The sequence below is a fragment of the Pseudomonas sp. 05N434 genome, assembly GCF_056396965.1.
Map to the genome: position 1 here is coordinate 1 of NZ_JBFTMK010000014.1, position 19,208 is coordinate 19,208.

The 19,208-nt window shown below is 60.6% G+C and carries 18 protein-coding genes and 1 pseudogene; 11 read left to right on the plus strand and 8 right to left on the minus strand.

Annotation, left to right across the window (positions count from 1 at the left end; all coding sequences use genetic code 11):
• The 5 genes and pseudogenes from AC1DLB_RS01800 to AC1DLB_RS01820 form a co-directional block, all read right to left on the minus strand.
• A pseudogene (locus AC1DLB_RS01800) lies at positions 1–120 on the minus strand (DUF3299 domain-containing protein); the annotation flags it as partial.
• A gap of 88 nt (positions 121–208) precedes the next feature.
• Complete coding sequence (locus AC1DLB_RS01805; RefSeq protein WP_018927386.1) at positions 209–454, minus strand: GlsB/YeaQ/YmgE family stress response membrane protein; 246 nt, start codon at positions 452–454, stop codon at positions 209–211.
• Between the two features lie 101 nt (positions 455–555).
• The gene (locus AC1DLB_RS01810; protein WP_477784527.1) at positions 556–1,638 is read right to left on the minus strand and encodes a 5-(carboxyamino)imidazole ribonucleotide synthase; all 1,083 of its coding nucleotides are present in this window, start codon (positions 1,636–1,638) and stop codon (positions 556–558) included.
• Positions 1,639–1,649: 11 nt separating this feature from the next.
• Positions 1,650–2,141, minus strand: coding sequence for a 5-(carboxyamino)imidazole ribonucleotide mutase (purE, locus tag AC1DLB_RS01815; RefSeq protein WP_477784528.1), 492 nt, complete (start codon positions 2,139–2,141; stop codon positions 1,650–1,652).
• Between the two features lie 307 nt (positions 2,142–2,448).
• Positions 2,449–3,363, minus strand: coding sequence for a LysR substrate-binding domain-containing protein (locus AC1DLB_RS01820; protein WP_018927385.1), 915 nt, complete (start codon positions 3,361–3,363; stop codon positions 2,449–2,451).
• Between the two features lie 180 nt (positions 3,364–3,543).
• Here AC1DLB_RS01820 and aspA point away from each other — a divergent pair, with 180 nt between their 5' ends.
• On the plus strand, positions 3,544–4,968 hold the full coding sequence (gene aspA / locus AC1DLB_RS01825) for an aspartate ammonia-lyase (RefSeq protein WP_007934488.1): 1,425 nt from the start codon (positions 3,544–3,546) through the stop codon (positions 4,966–4,968).
• A gap of 56 nt (positions 4,969–5,024) precedes the next feature.
• On the opposite strand, the gene AC1DLB_RS01830 is transcribed toward aspA, so the two are convergent.
• Positions 5,025–5,207: a hypothetical protein gene (locus AC1DLB_RS01830; protein WP_138866537.1), complete on the minus strand. Its 183-nt coding sequence runs from the start codon at positions 5,205–5,207 to the stop codon at positions 5,025–5,027.
• Between the two features lie 250 nt (positions 5,208–5,457).
• On the opposite strand from AC1DLB_RS01830, the gene AC1DLB_RS01835 reads away from it, so the two are divergent.
• The 6 genes from AC1DLB_RS01835 to AC1DLB_RS01860 all read left to right on the plus strand — a co-directional run bounded on the left by AC1DLB_RS01835 (position 5,458) and on the right by AC1DLB_RS01860 (position 13,400).
• Positions 5,458–6,906: an alanine/glycine:cation symporter family protein gene (locus tag AC1DLB_RS01835; RefSeq protein ID WP_477743544.1), complete on the plus strand. Its 1,449-nt coding sequence runs from the start codon at positions 5,458–5,460 to the stop codon at positions 6,904–6,906.
• 133 nt (positions 6,907–7,039) lie between these two features.
• Positions 7,040–8,044: an asparaginase gene (locus AC1DLB_RS01840; protein WP_477743543.1), complete on the plus strand. Its 1,005-nt coding sequence runs from the start codon at positions 7,040–7,042 to the stop codon at positions 8,042–8,044.
• A 94-nt stretch (positions 8,045–8,138) separates the two neighbouring features.
• Positions 8,139–9,131: an AraC family transcriptional regulator gene (locus AC1DLB_RS01845; RefSeq protein WP_477743542.1), complete on the plus strand. Its 993-nt coding sequence runs from the start codon at positions 8,139–8,141 to the stop codon at positions 9,129–9,131.
• 71 nt (positions 9,132–9,202) lie between these two features.
• Positions 9,203–11,092 (plus strand): ankyrin repeat domain-containing protein, encoded by a 1,890-nt coding sequence (locus AC1DLB_RS01850; RefSeq protein ID WP_477743541.1) that lies wholly within the window; start codon positions 9,203–9,205, stop codon positions 11,090–11,092.
• A gap of 163 nt (positions 11,093–11,255) precedes the next feature.
• Positions 11,256–12,287, plus strand: a complete 1,032-nt coding sequence (locus tag AC1DLB_RS01855) for a histone deacetylase family protein (protein ID WP_018927381.1) — start codon at positions 11,256–11,258, stop codon at positions 12,285–12,287.
• Positions 12,288–12,299: 12 nt separating this feature from the next.
• Complete coding sequence (locus tag AC1DLB_RS01860) at positions 12,300–13,400, plus strand: polyamine ABC transporter substrate-binding protein (protein ID WP_086945216.1); 1,101 nt, start codon at positions 12,300–12,302, stop codon at positions 13,398–13,400.
• Positions 13,401–13,594: 194 nt separating this feature from the next.
• Here AC1DLB_RS01860 and pdxR read toward each other — a convergent pair whose 3' ends face one another.
• The gene (pdxR, locus tag AC1DLB_RS01865; RefSeq protein ID WP_477779288.1) at positions 13,595–15,145 is read right to left on the minus strand and encodes a MocR-like pyridoxine biosynthesis transcription factor PdxR; all 1,551 of its coding nucleotides are present in this window, start codon (positions 15,143–15,145) and stop codon (positions 13,595–13,597) included.
• A 124-nt stretch (positions 15,146–15,269) separates the two neighbouring features.
• Here pdxR and AC1DLB_RS01870 point away from each other — a divergent pair, with 124 nt between their 5' ends.
• Positions 15,270–15,716, plus strand: coding sequence for an N-acetyltransferase family protein (locus tag AC1DLB_RS01870; RefSeq protein ID WP_477784529.1), 447 nt, complete (start codon positions 15,270–15,272; stop codon positions 15,714–15,716).
• A 17-nt stretch (positions 15,717–15,733) separates the two neighbouring features.
• The gene (locus AC1DLB_RS01875) at positions 15,734–16,405 is read left to right on the plus strand and encodes a GNAT family N-acetyltransferase (protein WP_477784530.1); all 672 of its coding nucleotides are present in this window, start codon (positions 15,734–15,736) and stop codon (positions 16,403–16,405) included.
• A gap of 75 nt (positions 16,406–16,480) precedes the next feature.
• Here the strand turns inward: AC1DLB_RS01875 and AC1DLB_RS01880 are convergent, their stop codons facing one another.
• Entirely contained in the window at positions 16,481–17,377 is an 897-nt protein-coding gene (locus AC1DLB_RS01880; protein WP_064621155.1) for a homocysteine S-methyltransferase family protein, read from the minus strand.
• A gap of 112 nt (positions 17,378–17,489) precedes the next feature.
• Between AC1DLB_RS01880 and AC1DLB_RS01885 the strand changes: the two genes are divergently transcribed.
• Positions 17,490–18,311, plus strand: coding sequence for an ABC transporter substrate-binding protein (locus tag AC1DLB_RS01885; protein WP_064621156.1), 822 nt, complete (start codon positions 17,490–17,492; stop codon positions 18,309–18,311).
• Complete coding sequence (locus tag AC1DLB_RS01890; protein ID WP_477743538.1) at positions 18,308–19,141, plus strand: amino acid ABC transporter permease; 834 nt, start codon at positions 18,308–18,310, stop codon at positions 19,139–19,141. The genes AC1DLB_RS01885 and AC1DLB_RS01890 overlap by 4 nt, the downstream gene beginning before the upstream one ends.
• The last annotated feature ends 67 nt before the right edge of the window (positions 19,142–19,208 follow it).

The window sequence follows — 19,208 nt, forward strand, 5'->3', positions numbered from 1 at the left end:
GGCCTCGAGGGCCTTCTGGTCCGACTTGGGCATCAGTTCGAGCCAGTCGGTTTCCGGCAGTTCGCCGGCATGGGCCAAACCACTGCCCAGGAAGAGAAGAGTCAACAGAAGACGGCGCATGAAGGTGCTCGGCAAAGGAAAGGACGGTATAACGCCAAGCATTCTAGCCCTCTCCGGTGTTGGCGCAGAGAGGGCTTTGTCGCTTGAATCAGTTCTTTTTGATCAGGCCGTAGACCACCAGCAATATCACCGCGCCCACCAGCGCACCGATGAACCCTGCGCCCTGACCCGCATGGTAGATGCCCAGGGCCTGGCCGCCGTAAGTGGCCGCCAGCGAACCGCCGATACCGAGCAGGATGGTCATGATCCAGCCCATGCTGTCATCGCCCGGTTTCAGAAACCGAGCCAGCAGGCCGACGATCAAGCCGATAAAGATGGTTCCGATAATTCCCATGGCATTTCCCTCTGATTGAATTGGCTAAAGCCTAGCCAGACTTTGGCATCCTGCCATCAGAGAACGGCGGCCTCGGAAGGTTCCGCCGCCGCCACATGAAACTATTCGGCAATCAGCGCTTCGACCTTGAGGATCTGCGCGGCAAGCGTCGCACGGTCAGCACAACGCAGGTTGGCGTGACCGACCTTGCGGCCGACCTTGAAGGCCTTGCCGTAGTGATGCAGATGGCAATCGGCGATGGCCAGGACTTTCTCGGTGTCCGGGACTTTGCCGATGAAGTTGAGCATCGCGCTCTCGCCGACCTTGGCCGTCGAACCCAGCGGCAGACCGGCAACGGCCCGCAGGTGGTTTTCGAACTGACTGCACTCGGCACCTTCGGTGGTCCAGTGCCCGGAGTTGTGCACACGCGGGGCGATCTCGTTGGCCTTGAGGCCACCGTCGACTTCGAAGAACTCGAACGCCATCACGCCGACGTAGTCCAGCTGCTTGAGTACCCGGCTGGAGTAGTCTTCAGCCAACGCTTGCGACGGGTGGTCGGTGCTGGCCACGGACAGCTTGAGGATGCCGCTGTCGTGGGTGTTGTGCACCAGCGGGTAGAACTTGGTTTCGCCATCGCGAGCGCGCACGGCGATCAGCGAGACTTCGCCAGTGAACGGCACGAAGCCTTCCAGCAAGCAGGCGACGCTGCCCAGTTCGGCGAAGGTGCCGACCACATCTTCAGGCTTGCGCAGGACTTTCTGACCCTTGCCGTCGTAACCCAGGGTGCGGGTTTTCAGCACGGCCGGCAGGCCGATGGAAGCCACGGCGGCGTCCAGGTCAGCCTGGGACTGGATGTCGGCGAACGCGGGAGTTGGAATTCCCAGGTCCTTGAACATGCTCTTCTCGAACCAGCGATCGCGGGCAATGCGCAGCGCTTCGGCGCTCGGGTACACCGGAACGAATTGCGACAGGAAGGCCACGGTTTCGGCCGGGACGCTTTCGAACTCGAAGGTCACCAGATCGACTTCATCGGCCAACTGACGCAGGTGATCCTGATCGCCGTAATCGGCCCGCAGATGTTCACCCAGCGCAGCGGCACAGGCGTCCGGCGCAGGGTCGAGGAAAGCGAAGTTCATGCCCAGCGGAGTGCCCGCCAGCGCCAACATGCGACCCAACTGGCCGCCACCGATTACACCGATCTTCATCGTCAACAACCTCAGGCGATGCGTGGGTCTGGATTGTCCAGGACGCTGTCTGTCTGCTCAGCGCGGAATTTTTTCAGCACGGTATGAAACTGCGGATGCTTGGCGCCCAGGATGCTCGCCGAGAGCAGCGCTGCGTTGATCGCACCGGCCTTGCCGATGGCCAGGGTGGCGACCGGAATGCCGGCTGGCATCTGCACGATAGAAAGCAGCGAATCGACGCCCGAGAGCATCGACGACTGCACCGGCACGCCCAGCACCGGCAGGTGGGTTTTGGCCGCACACATGCCAGGCAGGTGGGCCGCGCCACCGGYACCGGCGATGATCACCTCGATGCCACGGGCCTCAGCCTCTTCGGCATACTGGAACAGCAGGTCCGGGGTGCGGTGGGCAGAGACCACTTTCACCTCGTAAGGGATGCCGAGCTTTTCCAGCATATCGGCGGTGTGGCTAAGGGTGGACCAATCGGACTTGGAGCCCATGATCACGCCAACCAGTGCGCTCATCGTCGTGCCTCTTCTCTCTGGGCGCCCGCAGGCGCGTCAAAAAACAACAAGCCACGCAAAATGCGTGGCTTGATTGTACGAATTATGGCCAGTCAAACCGGCCGAAGGCCGCGCAGTATACCTCAATGAAGCAGATAAACAGCCCCCCATACGACCATCTGTCATACGGCGCAAAGTACCGGTTTTATTGACTTCGGGGTCAGCCTGAAATAGTTCATATCGACCTGAATCTGTAGGAGCCAGGCTTGCCGGCGAAGGCGATCTCGCGGACGCCTTCGCCGGCAAGCCTGGCTCCTACAAAAAAACATTAACCTGCCGGGTTTGGCGCTGTGCCGCCTTCCAGCTTGCGCCAGAGCAACCGCACATTCGCCTTGCGCACCAGCGCGCAGCGATACAGCCGAATCTCCAGCGGCACATGCCATTGCGGGCCACCGCAGATGACCAACTCGCCGCGAGCCAATTCGGCGCGCGCGCTCAAGCGCGGCACCCAGGCGATGCCCAGGCCTTCCAGCGCCATGCTTTTCAGGCTGTCGGCCATGGCGGTCTCGTAAATAGTGGTGAACCTCAGGGCACGCTGGCGCAACAGCATGTTCACCGAGCGCCCGAGAAATGCCCCGGCGCTGTAGGCCAGCAAAGGCACGCTGGTCTCGCCTTCCAGGTCGAACAACGGTTTGCCGTCAGCATCCGCGGCGCACACCGGGAGCATTTCAGTGTCTCCCAGATGCAGTGACGGGAAAATTTCCGGGTCCATTTGCATCGCGGAGTCCGGATCATAGAACGCCAGCATCAGATCACACCCGCCTTCACGCAGCGCATGCACCGCATCGCCGACGTTGGTGGCCACCAGCCGCGTGGCAATGTTCAGCCCTTCGTTGCGCAATTGTGCGATCCAGCGTGGAAAGAAACCCAGTGCCAGGGAGTGGGCGGCGGCGACCTGGATCACCTCGCCCTGCCCGCCTTCCAGGTGATGAAGATGACGTAACACTTCACCCAGCTGTTCGACCACGGTTCGCGCGGTCACGAGAAACAACTGCCCCGCTGCCGTCAGCTCGACCGGGGTGCGAGAACGATTGACCAGGGTCAGCCCCAGCGCGGCTTCGAGGCTGCGGATCCGCCGACTGAAGGCGGGCTGAGTCACGAAGCGTCTTTCGGCCGCCTGGGAGAAGCTGCGGGTGGCAGCCAGAGCACTAAAGTCCTCCAGCCATTTGCTTTCCAGATTCATCACGCCCTCCCGGACATGCACCAATTTAGGTCACACGTTCGCCACGTACGCGGCGTCACACCGACATTATGCCGAATGTGCATAGCCCAGTGTTTAACAGCATTGGCCCAAAATTCTTCTCAAGCCTAGCATTTGCGCTATTCCGGCATAGACCGGGTCCATATCGAGATGATTTCTATCATGTCCTCCGCTGCATCTTTCCGCACAGAAAAAGACCTGCTTGGCGTACTCGAAGTACCTGCTCAAGCGTATTACGGCATCCAGACCCTGCGAGCGGTGAACAACTTCCGTCTCTCCGGCGTTCCGATTTCGCATTACCCAAAACTGGTTGTTGGTCTGGCGATGGTCAAACAGGCCGCCGCTGACGCCAACCGCGAGCTGGGTCACCTGAGCGAAGCCAAGCACGCTGCCATCAGCGAAGCCTGTGCCCGATTGATCCGCGGCGATTTCCACGAAGAATTCGTGGTGGACATGATTCAAGGCGGCGCTGGCACTTCAACCAACATGAATGCCAACGAAGTCATCGCCAACATCGCGCTGGAGGCCATGGGCCACAGCAAGGGCGAATACCAGTACCTGCACCCGAACAACGACGTGAACATGGCGCAGTCGACCAACGACGCCTACCCGACGGCTATCCGCCTGGGTCTGCTGTTGGGTCACGACGCGCTGCTGGCCAGCCTCGACAGCCTGATCCAGTCGTTCGCCGCCAAAGGTGAAGAATTCAGCCACGTCCTGAAGATGGGCCGTACCCAGCTGCAAGACGCCGTGCCGATGACCCTCGGCCAGGAATTCCGCGCCTTCGCCACCACCCTGAGCGAAGACCTGGCACGCCTCAAATCCCTGGCGCCTGAACTGCTGACCGAAGTGAACCTGGGCGGCACCGCGATCGGTACCGGCATCAACGCCGACCCGCGTTACCAGGCCCTGGCCGTTCAGCGTCTGGCCCTGATCAGCGGTCAACCGCTGGTGCCAGCCGCCGACCTGATCGAAGCCACCTCCGACATGGGCGCCTTCGTGCTGTTCTCCGGCATGCTCAAGCGTACCGCGGTCAAGCTGTCGAAGATCTGCAACGACCTGCGCCTGCTGTCCAGCGGCCCACGCACCGGCATCAACGAAATCAACCTGCCGGCGCGTCAGCCAGGCAGCTCGATCATGCCAGGCAAGGTCAACCCGGTTATCCCTGAAGCCGTGAACCAGGTGGCGTTCCAGATCATCGGCAACGACCTGGCCCTGACCATCGCGGCCGAAGGCGGCCAGCTGCAGCTGAACGTGATGGAGCCGCTGATCGCCTTCAAGATCTTCGACTCGATCCGCCTGCTGCAACGTGCCATGGACATGCTGCGCGAGCACTGCATCGTCGGCATCACCGCCAACGAAGAGCGTTGCCGTGAACTGGTCGAACACTCGATTGGCCTGGTCACCGCGCTGAACCCGTACATCGGCTATGAAAACGCCACCCGCATTGCCCGTGTTGCCCTCGAAAGCGGCCGCGGCGTGCTGGAACTGGTGCGCGAGGAACGCTTGCTCGACGAAGAAATGCTCGCCGACATCCTGCGCCCGGAAAACATGATTGCTCCGCGTCTGGTGCCTTTGAAGGCTTAACCAAACGCAGGCTCTTTTGAAGAGCACGCTCACCAGGTCGAGGGACTAGACACCTCTCACCTTTTGAGGGCTTGGGGATTTACTCCCTCAAGCCCTTTTTTTTCCAACACTTTGCGGATTTTACGAACATGTTGAATGTTTTCAGTGCCGCCAAGATCGCAGCCTTCGACAGCTTCTACAGGGTTTGACAGAGACCCGTAGAGGCTGCCGAAGGCTGCGATTTTTTGATTTTGCAGCACTTTCGTTTCGTCGATTGCACCACAACTGTGCAGACGGATGGCACTCTCCTATGTATAGTGCCGGCCCTCTTCGCGTGAGCGGTCGTCGATAACGAGACCCAAGCCCATGCGAAAGCCGAACTAATAACAACCCGCGAAATGGAACAGGGACGAACCTTCGACCCACCTGTTGTGCCACGCACAACCTGGTGTAACGCGATGTGTCGACCACCCAGTATTCGCACACACAAAAAATAGCGAGGAATAATCCATGCTCGAAGTCATCAACGACTTCCTCTCAGGGAAAGTACTGATCGCGCTCATTGTCGGGCTCGGTAGCTACTTCACGATCCGCTCGCGTTTCGTCCAGTTCCGCCATTTCGGCCACATGTTCAGTGTCTTCAAAGAGTCCCTTCACGGCCAGGCAGGCCAGCTGAGCTCGTTCCAGGCCCTGATGCTGAGCCTCGCCGGCCGCGTCGGCGCCGGTAACATCGCCGGTGTCGGCATCGCCGTGACCCTCGGCGGCCCGGGCGCCGTGTTCTGGATGTGGGTCACCGCACTGGTGGGCATGTCCAGCAGCTTCTTCGAATGCACCCTGGCCCAGGTCTACAAGCGCGCCGAAGGCGACGGCCTGTACCGTGGGGGCCCGGCCTACTACATCCAGCACGGCCTGAAGCTGAAAGGCATGGCGGTGGTGTTCTCCATCCTGCTGCTGGTCACCTACGGCTTCGCCTTCATCGGCCTGCAGTCCTACACCGTGACCCACTCGCTGCAGAACGCCTTTGCCTTCGACCCACGCCACACCGGTATCGTCCTGGCGGTGCTGCTGGCCATCACCTTCATCGGCGGCATCAAACGCATCGCCGCGGTGTCCGACCTGCTGGTACCGATCAAGACCCTGGCCTATATCGGCGTGACCCTGTACGTGATCGGCACCCAGATCGAACACGTGCCAGCCATGCTGGAAACCATCTTCAAGAGCGCCTTCGGCCTCGACCCAGCCTTCGGCGGCCTGCTCGGCAGCGCCATCGTGATGGGCGTGAAGCGTGGCGTGTTCGCCAACGAAGCAGGCCTGGGCAGTGCGCCGAACGTCGCCGCCGTGGCCGCCGTGAAACACCCGGGCGCCCAGGGCGTGGTCCAGGCCTTCAGCGTGTTCCTCGACACCTTCGTGATCTGCACCTGCACCGCGCTGCTGATCCTGCTGTCGGGCTTCTACACCCCGGGCTTCGAAGGTGACGGCATCGTCCTGACCCAAAACTCGCTGGCCGCCGTGGTCGGTGACTGGGGCCGCGTGTTCGTCAGCGTCGCGCTGTCGCTGTTCGTCTTCACCTGCATCCTCTACAACTACTACCTGGGCGAGAACAGCCTGCAGTTCCTCAGCCGCAACCGCGTCGTGCTGATGGTTTTCCGCGGCCTGGTTCTGGCGCTGGTGGTATGGGGTTCGATGCAGGACCTTTCGACCGTGTTCGCCTTCGCCGACATCACCATGACCTGCCTGGCCTTCGTCAACTTGATGGCCCTGGCCATGTTGTTCAAGGTCGGCCTGCGCGTGATGCGCGACTACGACGAGCAGCGCCGCGCCGGCGTCAAGCAGCCAGTGTTCGACTCCAGCAAATTCACCGATCTGGACCTGGACCTGAAGGCCTGGCCGACCAGCCCAAGCCAATCGGCTCCACGCGAGCAAGGCGCAGCCCAGGGCACGCCTGCCACGCAACGCTGATCGCCCTGGCGGGTGGCTCCCCGCCACCCGCCGCGACAGACCGCAACGAGTGGCGTCCTGCCACTCGACGTGACACACCTTGCGCACGCAGGCATGCTGCGGCGCAAGGTGCATTCGTCCAGGAGACCCATCAATGAATTCCGCCTCTTACCCTGCCGCGCAGCACGTCATGGTGCTCTACACCGGAGGCACCATCGGCATGCAAGCCAGTGCCCACGGCTTGGCCCCGGCGTCCGGTTTCGAAGCGCGGATGCGCGACTACCTGCACAGCCAGCCTGAGTTGGTGGTGCCGCAGTGGCGCTTTCGCGAGATGTCGCCACTGATCGACAGCGCCAACATGACCCCTGCGTACTGGCAGCAACTGCGTGAAGCGGTGGTCGACGCCGTTGATGTCCAGGGCTGCGACAGCGTGCTGATCCTGCATGGCACCGACACCCTGGCCTACAGTGCCGCGGCCATGAGCTTCCAGTTGCTCGGCCTGAACGCCCGTGTATGTTTCACCGGCTCCATGCTGCCCGCCGGCGTGACCGACAGTGATGCCTGGGAAAACATCAGTGGTGCACTGGGTGCCCTTGGCCAAGGCCTGGCGCCGGGTGTTCATCTGTACTTCCACGGTGAACTGCTCGACCCGACCCGCTGCGCCAAGGTTCGCAGTTTCGGTCGTCATCCGTTCAAGCGACTGGAGCGTCAGGGCGGCGGCGTGAAAGCTTCCTCGATACCTGCCCAACTGAACTACAACCAGTCAAGGCAACTGGCGAAGGTCGCGGTGCTGCCGTTGTTCCCYGGCATCGGCGCCGAGCAACTGGATGGCCTGCTCAACAGCGGTATTCAGGGTCTGGTGCTGGAATGTTATGGCAGCGGTACCGGACCAAGCGACAACCCCGGGTTTATCGCCAGCCTGGAACGGGCACGAGACAATGGCGTGGTAGTGGTTGCGGTCACCCAATGTCATGAGGGTGGCGTGAAGCTCGACGTGTATGAGGCGGGCAGCCGCTTGCGCGATGCCGGCCTGTTGTCCGGTGGCGGCATGACTCGCGAGGCGGCGCTCGGCAAGTTGCATGGGCTGCTCGGTGCAGGGCTTGAAACCGCTGAAGTTCGGCGGCTGGTCGAACTCGACCTGTGTGGCGAACTGAGCTGACACAACACATAACCTTGTGGGAGCCCGCTCCCACAAGATCGTTATTGGGCACATAACTTGCTCCCGTTCCAGCATCTCGACGCTGGAAGACTCCATGCTCCACTCCCACCTCACCACCCTCAACGCCGTCTCCCTGGTGCTCAACACCTTCAAGGCCGAAGGCCTGTCCAGCGAGGCGTTATTGGCCGGCAGCGGCATCAGCGTGGCGGATCTGAGCCGGGCGGACACGCGCATCACCACCAATCAAGAGATGCTGGTGTGCGCCAATGCCGTCGCGCTGCGCCGCGATATCGGTCTGGAGTTGGGCCGGCGGATGCACGTTTCGTCCTATGGCATGCTCGGGTACGCCTTACTCACCAGCGCCACTTTAGGTGACGCCTTGCAGTTGGCGCTGCACTACCCGGCGCTATTGGGAACACTGTTCGAGTTGAGCCTGGAGGAGGATGACGAGCGCATCTGGCTCACCGCGGGCGACTATCGGGAAAACCCCGCGCTGGCACCGTTCAATGTCGAGTTTTGCCTGGTCTCGATGAAAGTCACCTGCGAAGACCTGCTCGGCCACCCTCTACCTTTGCTTGGCGCTCGCTTCGATTACCCGGCACCGGACTATCAGACGCGCTACAGCGAGCGTTTCGACTGTCCGTTGCAGTTTGATGCAGCGTCCAACGGATTTGCCTTCGACAAGCGCTGGCTCGAACACCCCCTGCCACTGGCCGACGCCATTACCCACCAGGCCATGGCCGAACGCTGCCGCAAGCAAAACACCGAGTTCACCGGGCGTCAGGCCTGGCTCGGGCGCATCCGCCAATTGCTCGCCGCGCAACTGAGCGCGGCACCGGGTCTGGACGGGCTGGCCGAACAGCTGAACTGCTCGTCGCGCACCCTGCGCCGACATCTGAAGGACCTGGGATGCAGCTATCAGGAACTGCTCGATGAACTGCGATTTGAGCAAGCCAAACGCATGCTTTGCGAGGATCAACTGCCGATCTATCAAATCGCCGAAGCACTGGGGTTCAGCGAGACCGCGAGCTTCCGGCATGCGTTTGTGCGCTGGAGTGGCGTGGCACCGAGCCAGTTCCGGCCTTGAGATAAAACCAGGCACATCCGACCGGGCTGAACTACATTACGCAGCCCAATCTTTGCCGGTGTTCCTGCTTGATGCCCTTCTCTTCTCTTTGCACGCGCGCTGCCTTGCTGGCCTTGCTGCTCAACCTGCCCCTGGCCGCACAGGCCATTCAAATGGACTGGTTTGGCCTGCCCCCTCAAGCCGTGGTCGATACCCCCGAATACAAGATTGCCATCGTCCCTACAGCCGTCACGGAAAGTGCGACGGGCGTCTCACCGCCCATGGTCGGCTTGCTCAGCCAGTATCGCGGTTTGTTTTATCTGAATGTTTATCGCGATGAAAACTATCGGGAGCGCGCCTATAAGCTCGGCCCGATACCGCTGATGACTGCGCAAGAATTCCATGACTGCACCAAAAGTCAGGAAAACCTCGTCATGAGTCCCAGCGCCTCGCATATCGAGTTGGCGCCAGGCATCGCGGTGAACGAGCTGAGCTTTGAATGTGGGCGCAACGGCTGGGACACCAGACGTTACCTGCTGGTCGACAGCCGCAATCCGGGCACGCCGGTGCTGGCTATCGGGCGCTTCCCAAACGATCAGCACCTGGTTTTCCAGGCGCTGCAAGCGACCCTCCCGGACACTTCAGACGCCTGGCTCAAGGCATTGGAATCTTCGCGGCCGGCGCTGCGTTACCACGTCCCGGACGAGGCATTCGGTTTCAGCATTGCGGCTCAACCCTACGACGCCGGTGACGGCGCGAAACAACTGCGTGAGCTGCACCAGCAACTGGCCAAAGCCAAGGACAAAGGCCCGGGCCTGAAGAAAGTCGAAGAGCTGTTTCTCAACACTGACTTTCGCGTTGTCGGCGCCGACCAGAAAGATTTCGCCGGCCTGCTTAATGACATCGCTTTCTGGCGAAGTGCAAACACGCCGGACAAAGTCACCATCAATTTGTTGAAGGAAGTCATTCGCCGCGATCCTCAACGTATCCCGACCTATCTGAACATGGCAGACCTGCAGTGGTCCTGGTACGAAAAGACCCCCGCGTACACCACCAACCACGCACAGGCGTTGGAGTACTACCGAATTTACTGCGGCCTGCGCTTGGCACGCGACATGAGCATTCCCGATCGGGTCCTGGAAAGGCTGAATATCACCCAGGGCGATCCGCAAACCTGCAAGGCTCAATGGCCGCTGTTGCAAGCGGTCGACGCTCAGGATGAAACCCGCGTGCGCAGTCTTTTGGAAGCCGGCATTCCTGCCGATACCCAGGGCGAGGATGGGCGCAGTGCGTTGCTGCATTCACTGGATAAACCCAACTTTGCAATCGCTCGCTTGCTGCTGGAGCACGGCGCAAAGACCCAAGGCCTTAATGGCAGCGAGCCTTTGGTGATGCAGGCGCTGTACAAGGATCGCCGGGAAAGCAAAGACCCCGAAAAGGCCCGGCGCCTAAAATTTTTGCTCGAAGCGGGAGCCGCCATCGACGAGACCGATCTGAACGGTGAAACCGTGTTGATGCAACACGCCACGATCATGGATTCCGACCTGTTCACTTGGCTGCTCAAGTACCCTCAGAACCTCGACCTGCGAGAAAAGAAAGAAGGTCGATCCGCGCTTTACCTCACAATCGAAAGCGGCGCCTACCCTGCCGCTGCACGGTTGATCAACAGCGGAGCACAGTTGGACGTGGGTTATCGAGAAGGCACCTGCAACAGCAATGAAGAGGTACTCGAACCGGCACTGCTGCGCCTGGCCCGACGGGACCTGTCGAGCGGAATGGACCCTGTCGCCTACCAGCAACAAACGCTAGACCTGTTCACGTTGATGCTGGAAAAAGGCGCCGACCCTCGCGCCGGTCACCAGTGCAAGGGAGACAACCTGGCAGTGATGCGTTTTTGGTTAAAACAACGCAAACGTGAAGACATGCTGCAAGTACTGCAACGGTACTTCCCGGAAGAGGCAGGCTCCATTCCAAGCGCTTGAGCACTTTATTGCCCCGGACCGGGGCACTCCCGCGCCAATAAGGGGCGAATTTCGGTCAAATGTTTTGGCCACATAGATCCCCTTTTGGCCTTTCCTGCCGTTCTCCCAAACGTCGCCTGCCGCAAGACTGTGTTCAAACCGAATCAGCCTGCGGAGAACAACAATGCTGACGATCTACTCTGACGATCACCACCTGCATCACGGCCGTTGTGAATTGATGGACGGGCAATTGATGCCCTGCTTCGAAATGCCTTCACGGGCCGATCACGTATTGCAACGGGTCAAGGACCAGAACCTCGGCCCGGTTGAAGTGCCGAAAGACTTTGGCCTTGATCCGATCGCGCGCATCCACAGCCGCGACTACCTCGACTTCTTCAAAGGCGCCTGGGCGCGCTGGACCGCATTCAATACCGACGGCGACTTGCTGCCCTACACCTGGCCGGCCCGCACCTTGCGCCGAATCATGCCCACCAGCCTGCACGGCCAACTCGGCTATTACAGCTTCGACGGCGGCGCCCCGATTACCGCCGGCACCTGGCAAGCGGCGTACAGCGCAGCGCAAGTTGCCCTCACGGCCCAAGCGGCGATCCAGCGCGGCGCCCGCAGTGCCTTCGCCCTGTGCCGTCCACCGGGACACCATGCCGCCAGCGATTTGATGGGCGGCTATTGCTACCTCAACAATGCTGCCATCGCCGCTCAAGCCTTCCTCGATCAGGGCCATAAAAAGGTCGCGATCCTCGATGTCGATTACCACCACGGCAACGGCACTCAATCGATTTTCTACGAACGCAGCGACGTGCTGTTCACCTCGATCCACGGTCATCCAGAAGCCGAGTTTCCGTTCTTCCTCGGCTACGAAGACGAACGCGGTGAAGGCGCAGGCGAAGGGTTCAACTTCAACTACCCATTGCCCGCCGGCAGTGCTTGGGACCGTTGGAGCGCCGCGCTGGAACAAGCCTGCAAAGAGATCGAAACGTACGGCGCCGACATCGTTGTCGTGTCCCTGGGCGTCGATACGTTCAAGGACGACCCCATCTCCCAATTCAAACTCGACAGCCCGGATTACCTGGCGATGGGTACCCGCATCGCAGGCCTCGGCAAGCCGACGCTGTTCGTGATGGAAGGCGGTTACGCGGTAGAAGAAATCGGCATCAACGCCGTGAACGTTCTCGAAGGTTTTGAAAGCGCCCAATGAGGAATTAGAAGAATGAACAGACTCAAGCGTCTTATCGCTCCAGCGCTCTGCGCCACACTGCTCAGTGGCGCCGTCCATGCTGAAGAACGTACTTTGCGGGTCTACAACTGGTTCGACTACATCACCCCCAAAGCCCTGGACGATTTCAAGGCTCAGAACACCCAGACCAAACTGGTCTACGACATCTTCGACACCAACGAAGCGCTGGAAGCCAAGCTGCTGACCGGCAACTCCGGCTACGACGTGGTGGTGCCGTCCAACGTGTTCCTCGCCAAGCAGATCGAAGCCGGCGTATTCCAGCCAGTGGACCGCAGCAAACTGCCGAACTGGAACCACCTCGACCCCAAGCTGATGAAGCTGATCGAAGCCAACGACCCGGGTAACAAATTTGCCGTGCCGTACATGTACGGCACCATCCTGATTGGCTTCAACCCGGCCAAGGTCAAGGCTGCGCTGGGCGACAACGCACCGGTGAACAGCTGGGACCTGATCTTCAAGGAAGAGAACATCAGCAAGCTCAAGCAGTGCGGCGTGGCCCTGCTCGACTCACCTTCGGAGATCCTGCCGCTGGCCCTGCAACACCTCGGCCTGGACCCCAACAGCAAGAAGCCGGCGGACTACGCCAAGGCTGAAGCGCTGCTGATGAAGATCCGGCCGTACATCACCTACTTCCATTCGTCCAAGTACATGGCCGACATCGCCAACGGTGACATCTGCGTCGCGGTCGGGTATTCCGGCAGCTTCTCCCAGGCCGCCAACCGCGCCAAGGAAGCCAAGAATGGTGTGATCGTCGACATGCGCCTGCCCAAGGAAGGCGCGCCGATCTGGTTCGACATGCTCGCGATCCCCAAAGGCGCGAAAAACCCGGAAGACGCCTACACCTTCATCAACTACCTGCTGCAACCCCAGGTCATCGCACCGGTCAGCGACTTCGTCGGCTACCCGAACCCGAACAAGGACGCCACGGAAATGGTCGACCCGGCGATTCGCAACAACCCGAACCTGTACCCGACCGAAACGGCGATGAGCACGCTTTACACCCTGCAACCCTTGCCTCGCGATGCTGAACGGGCACGGACCCGGGCCTGGACCAAGATCAAGTCCGGGACCTGAAACACCCGGTGAATCAAAGACCCGCGCCATCGCGGGTCTTTTTTGGTCAACGGCTAATAGGGGGGGCTTTGATCTGCGCGGGTGGCAGCAATCAGGAACTCATCGCCATTTATCGCGGCGAGATCAGTCGCACACTCGCCGCCTCAGTGTTTTTCATAGATCAGCGGTTCATTTAAAAACCGGGAGGCCATCGTTCAATCCCGCCAGACCTGTCGCAACCGTGCCAGCGCCGACTCTATCGCTGGCTCTGGCACCGCCGCAAAACCCAATACCAGACCGGCGCGCTGATCGACTGGTGTCCTGGAGTCCGGTAGCCAATAGTTGCTCAAGCCATTGATCTCCACACCCACACTTTCCGCTTGTTCGATCAGTCGCCGTTCGCGGGCCAGGCTGTCCACCGAAACCGTCATGTGCAGCCCGGCGGAGACGGTGGGCAGGCTACCCACTCCGGTCATCCCCGCCGGCCAGCCGCCCAGCAAACAATTGCGACGGCTGAGGGCGGCACGCCGCATCCGGCGAATGTGCCGCTGGAAATGCCCGGCGGCCATGAACTCGGCCATCACCGCTTGAGTGCTCACTTCGGAATGCCGCACATCCACCGCCCGACGCTGCGCGAATGCGTCCACCAGGCCCGGCGGCAGCACCAGATAACCCAGGCGCAGCGCCGGAAAAGCGACCTTGCCGAAGGTGCCGACATACAGCACCCGCCCATGGCGATCGAGTGCCGCCAGCGGCGCCAGTGGCGCGCCGCTGTAACGGTACTCGCCATCGTAGTCGTCCTCGATGATCCAGCCCTGGTTGCCCTCGGCCCAGGCGAGCAGTTCCAGACGCCGGGCCAGACTCATGACCACACCGGTCGGGTATTGATGGGAAGGCGTAACGTAAGCCAGCCGGCAATCGCTCAACTGCGCCAAGGCGCTGCAGTCGATCCCCTCCTCATCCACCGGCACACCGTGCAACCGCGCACCGGCTACCGCGAAGGCATGGCCGGCAGCGCGATAACCCGGATTTTCAATCCCCACCCCATCGCCAGGCTCCACCAGCAACTGTGCACAAAGGCTGATCCCCTGCTGCGCGCCACTGGTGATCACAATTTGCTCAGCGGCGCACTGCATCCCTCTCGAGCTGCGCAAGTAGGCAGCAATCAATCCGCGCAAGCGTTCATCACCTGCCGGGTCGCCATAACACAGCTGCTGTAAATCCGGCTTACGCCAGAAAGCCGCATTCAGCTTGGCCCAAACCTCGAACGGGAACAGATCGAACGCCGGGACGCCGACCCTGAATGCGCGCGGCGGACCACCAGGCGGCACAGCCAAATGATTCTTTTCAACGCGCCCCAAAGCACTGCTGTGGATAACTTTACTGGATGGAACAACAGGTAAATCCAGCCAATTTGTGGATAAGGTTGTGGGTAACCCTATTGAAAACCCTGTGGATACTTTTGTGGATAATTTTTTCGCCGGCAACGCCGCCTGAGGCAATTGCGCCACGTAAGTCCCGTCACCCACACGCCCCTCGATGAAGCCTTCAGCGTAAAGCTGATCGTAGGCACGAACCACGCTGTTGCGGGAAATCGATAAGGCCGTAGCCAGATCGCGACTGGCCGGCAGTCGTGTGCCGCTGGCCAATCGTCCGTCGAGTACGCGTACCCGCAGCGCTTGATAGAGCTGTCGACTCAGGCCCTGGCGGCGGTCGAGTTCGATACCCGCCGGGTTGAACGACGAGGGAAGCGGCGTATTCGACATGACAATGGACCTATGAAATTGGTCATTAATGGCTCTTACAACAGACCATTAGCCTGCCTAGGATGAAGGCATTCGCCAAGGAATTTTCCATGTATCTGCCACTTTGACGCGTTAAGGAATGAACATGAGTCAGATCGACATCCGCCAGGTCACCGCCGACGATCACGCTGCCTGGCTGCCGTTGTGGCAAGCCTACTTGCGCTTCTACAACACCGAGCTGCCCGAGGCGGTCACTCAAAGCACCTGGCAGCGCCTGCTCGACCCGAGCGAACCGACCCACGGGGCGCTGGCCTGGGTCGACGGCAAAGCGGTGGGCATGGTGCATTTCATCTATCACCGCTCGAACTGGAGCATCGAAAACTCCTGTTACCTGCAAGACTTGCTGGTGACACCCGAAACTCGTGGCACCGGCGTCGGTCGGCAACTGATCGAATTCGTCTRCAGCACAGCCAAGGCCGACGGTTGCTGCAAGGTCCACTGGCTGACCCACGAAACCAACGCCACCGCGATCCAGCTCTACGAGCGCATCGCCGAACGGCCCGGTTTCATCCAGTTTCGCAAAGCCCTTTAAGGTTCAAGGAGAACACCATGTCGACTTCACTCGCAGACTGGAAAGGCGTTCCGGCGCCCTCGGTCCAACTGATCGAAGGGCGTTTCATTCGCCTGGAAAAACTCGACCCGGCGCGTCACGCCGACGGTTTGTGGAAAGCCCTGGAAGGCCCGGGCTCAGACCCGAAACTCTGGGACTATCTGCCCTACGGTCCTTTCCCGGAACGCAGTGCGTTCAATGACTGGCTGAACAACCATGCGGCCAACAGCGATCCGTATTTCTTCAGTGTGATCGACCGTGTCAGCGGCGAGGTGCAGGGCCTGCTCAGCCTGATGTCGATCGTTCCTGCCCAGGGTCGCATCGAGATCKGCCATGTGACCTTCGGCGCACCGATGCAGCGTTCGCCGAAAAGTACCGAGGCGGTTTACCTGCTGGCCAGGGAAGCCTTTGCGTTGGGCTACCGGCGCCTGGAGTGGAAGTGCAACAACGGCAATGCCCGCTCCAAGTACGCGGCGGAGCGGTTGGGGTTCAGTTTTGAGGGGGTGTTCCGCCAGCACATGGTGGTCAAGGGTCAGAACCGCGACACAGCGTGGTATTCGATTCTGGACTCGGAATGGCCGACGATTCAGGCGGGGTTCGAGCGGTGGTTGAGCGATGAAAACCAGACGGAATCGGGGCAGGTGAAAACGTTGACGGAGTGCCGCGGGTAAGCTTCGGCGCCCGGACGACACCTTCGCGGGCAAGTCGGATCGCGGCACGGTGATCCGACTTGCCCGCGAATGGCATCACGCTAATGTCTGGGCAAGTACCGCAATATGCTCCGGCCCGATCCCACAGCACCCGCCCAAATGGCTGGCTCCCCTCTTCTGCCAGTCAGCCGCCCACATCAGGTAACCCGGCGGGTCGAGATCGTCGCGTAGCGGATCCAGACCGTCGTTGGCCGTGGCCTCTTTCGGCTGCGGCGGGAAGGCGTTGGCGTATGCGCCAATGTGAATCTTCACCCCCAGGCGCTCGAAGGTTTCCCGCGCCGCATCAATCGCCGCCCCGATCACTTCCGGCTGGCTGCAGTTGAACAGCAAAGTCTCGACACCCAACTCAGCCGCCACCACAGCGGCCTCAGCCACYGGTTCACCGGAGCGCAAACGCGGCACTTCGTCGGTGTCTTCATCTTTCAAGGTAAACGACAGCCAGAACGGTTTGCCGTCCTTCGGCAGACCGGCATGGATCGCCCGTGCTTCGACGATCGAACTCTGGGTTTCGGCCAGCCACAGGTCGACATGAGGCGCCAGACCATTGACCAGAGGGCTCAGCAGTTCAGTCACCCGAGCAGCGTCGAACAAGTCCGGGCGGTAGGAGCCGAATAACGGCGGCAATGAGCCGGCCACACGAATCGCTTGGCCCGAGGCATCGACTGCACGCCGAGCCAGCTCACCGGCCAACGCCGCAAGGGCCTGGCCTTCAGCCGCGAAACGCTCCTCGCCAATGTGGAACGGCACCACCGCGTAACTGTTGCTGGTGATCACGTTGGCACCGCTTTCAATATAAGCCGCGTGCACCGCCTCCACCGCCTGCGGCGCTTCGCTCAAGGCCAGCGCCGACCACTCGGGCTGCCTGAACGGCGCCCCTCGGCGCTGCAGCTCCCGACCCATGCCACCATCCAGAATTACCGTCCCTGCGCCCATATGCTTTTCACTCATAAGCTTATGAAAATAACTCACTATCAGAGTCGTTCTTATAACTATTTAATACGCACCACTCGGTTAATAACAACCTCTTTTTTTTCAGGGATCAACTGTGAAATTTCAACCGCTGCTGGCCCTGGGCCTGACGATTCTGGCTGCCTCCACCCAAGCCTTTGCCGGCGCCACTCTGGATCGCATCGAGCAAAAGAAAGAACTGGTCGGCGTGTTGATGGAAAGCTATCCACCCTTCTCGTTCCTCAACGATCAAAACCAGCTCGACGGTTTCGACGTCGACGTGGCCAAGGCCGTGGCGGACAAACTGGGCGTCAAGCTGCGTCTGGAAACGCCGTCCTGGGATGTGATTGCCGCCGGCCGCTGGAGCGGGCGTTACGACATCTGCATCTGCTCCATGACCCCGAGCAAGGCCCGCGCCGAAGTCTTCGACTTCCCGGTCGAGTACTACGCCTCCCCTGCCGTGATCGTGGTCAATGCCAAGGACGATAGCATTCACAGCGCCAAGGACCTGAGCGGCAAGAAAGTCGGTCTCACCAGCGCCTCCAGCTATGAAAGCTACCTGAACAAAAACCTGGTGATCGAAGGCGCCGAAGACACCCAATTGCAGTACCCGTTCGAGAACGTGCAGATCGCCCCGTATGACACCGACAACGTCGCGTTCCAGGATCTGGGCCTGGGCGCTGGCGTGCGTCTGGACGCGATCCTCACCAACCTCGTCACCGCGCAACCGCGCCTGAACGAAGACAAGCGCTTCAAGCTCGCCGGCCAGCCGCTGTACTCGGAGCCGAACTCGGTGGCCATCGAAAAAGGTGACGCGCAGTGGGACGCCAAAGTGCGTGATGTGTTCGCTCAGTTGAAACAGGACGGCACCTTGAGCAAGCTGTCGCAAAAATGGATCGGCGCCGACATCAGCAAATGACTTCCTTCCCCAAACCTCCTCAGCCGCCGCAACCGGTGGCTGAGTCATTACTGCAACGGGTCTTCGGCTTCCGTACCCGGCTGTACCTGACCTGGTCGGCGATGTTCGGCTTGTTCGCCAGTTTCTTCCTGAGCTTCGACCTGAAGTTCTCGATCATCCTCGACAAACTGCCGAACCTGATCGGCCTGCACCTGGCGCCCAACGGCTTTCTGCAAGGCGCGGCACTGACGCTGTTCTTGTGCCTGTGCTCGATTGTGGCTTCGTCGCTGCTGGGCTTCATCACGGCCCTCGCTCGACTGTCGAAAAGCGCCGTGGCGTTCGGCATCGCAAGCTTCTATGCCTCGTTCTTTCGCGGCACGCCGCTGCTGATCCAGATATTGCTGATCTACCTCGGCTTGCCGCAATTGGGCGTCGTGCCGGGCGCCATCACCGCCGGCATCATCGCCCTGTCGCTGAACTATGGCGCCTACCTGAGCGAAATCTTCCGCGCCGGCATCCTCGGCGTTCCCCACGGCCAACGCGAAGCATCGCTGGCCCTGGGCATGCGCGAAACCGTGATTTTCTGGCGCGTCACCCTGCCCCAGGCCATGCGCGCCATCATCCCGCCCACCACCAACCAGTTCATCTCCATGCTCAAGGACTCGTCGCTGATCTCGGTGATGGGGGTTTGGGAAGTGATGTTCCTGGCGCAATCGTATGGACGTTCGAGCTATCGCTATATCGAAATGCTGACGACGGCGGCGATTATTTATTGGCTGATGTCGATTGGACTGGAGCTGATTCAGGCGCGGATGGAACGGCATTACGGGAAGGCGTACGTGAGCCGGTAGGAGCCGTCGAGAGCTGCGCTTTTTTTGATCCGCGACAGATGCATTTTTGCTGGAGCGCCAGCCCCCT

Bases quoted from the DNA above. Each gene is read 5' to 3' on its own strand.
- AC1DLB_RS01805 (WP_018927386.1), bottom strand. From the start codon at position 454: ATGGGAATTATCGGAACCATCTTTATCGGCTTGATCGTCGGCCTGCTG.
- AC1DLB_RS01810 (WP_477784527.1), bottom strand. From the start codon at position 1,638: ATGAAGATCGGTGTAATCGGTGGCGGCCAGTTGGGTCGCATGTTGGCG.
- AC1DLB_RS01820 (WP_018927385.1), bottom strand. From the start codon at position 3,363: ATGAATCTGGAAAGCAAATGGCTGGAGGACTTTAGTGCTCTGGCTGCC.
- aspA (WP_007934488.1), top strand. From the start codon at position 3,544: ATGTCCTCCGCTGCATCTTTCCGCACAGAAAAAGACCTGCTTGGCGTA.
- AC1DLB_RS01835 (WP_477743544.1), top strand. From the start codon at position 5,458: ATGCTCGAAGTCATCAACGACTTCCTCTCAGGGAAAGTACTGATCGCG.
- AC1DLB_RS01845 (WP_477743542.1), top strand. From the start codon at position 8,139: ATGCTCCACTCCCACCTCACCACCCTCAACGCCGTCTCCCTGGTGCTC.
- AC1DLB_RS01850 (WP_477743541.1), top strand. From the start codon at position 9,203: ATGCCCTTCTCTTCTCTTTGCACGCGCGCTGCCTTGCTGGCCTTGCTG.
- AC1DLB_RS01855 (WP_018927381.1), top strand. From the start codon at position 11,256: ATGCTGACGATCTACTCTGACGATCACCACCTGCATCACGGCCGTTGT.
- AC1DLB_RS01860 (WP_086945216.1), top strand. From the start codon at position 12,300: ATGAACAGACTCAAGCGTCTTATCGCTCCAGCGCTCTGCGCCACACTG.
- pdxR (WP_477779288.1), bottom strand. From the start codon at position 15,145: ATGTCGAATACGCCGCTTCCCTCGTCGTTCAACCCGGCGGGTATCGAA.
- AC1DLB_RS01890 (WP_477743538.1), top strand. From the start codon at position 18,308: ATGACTTCCTTCCCCAAACCTCCTCAGCCGCCGCAACCGGTGGCTGAG.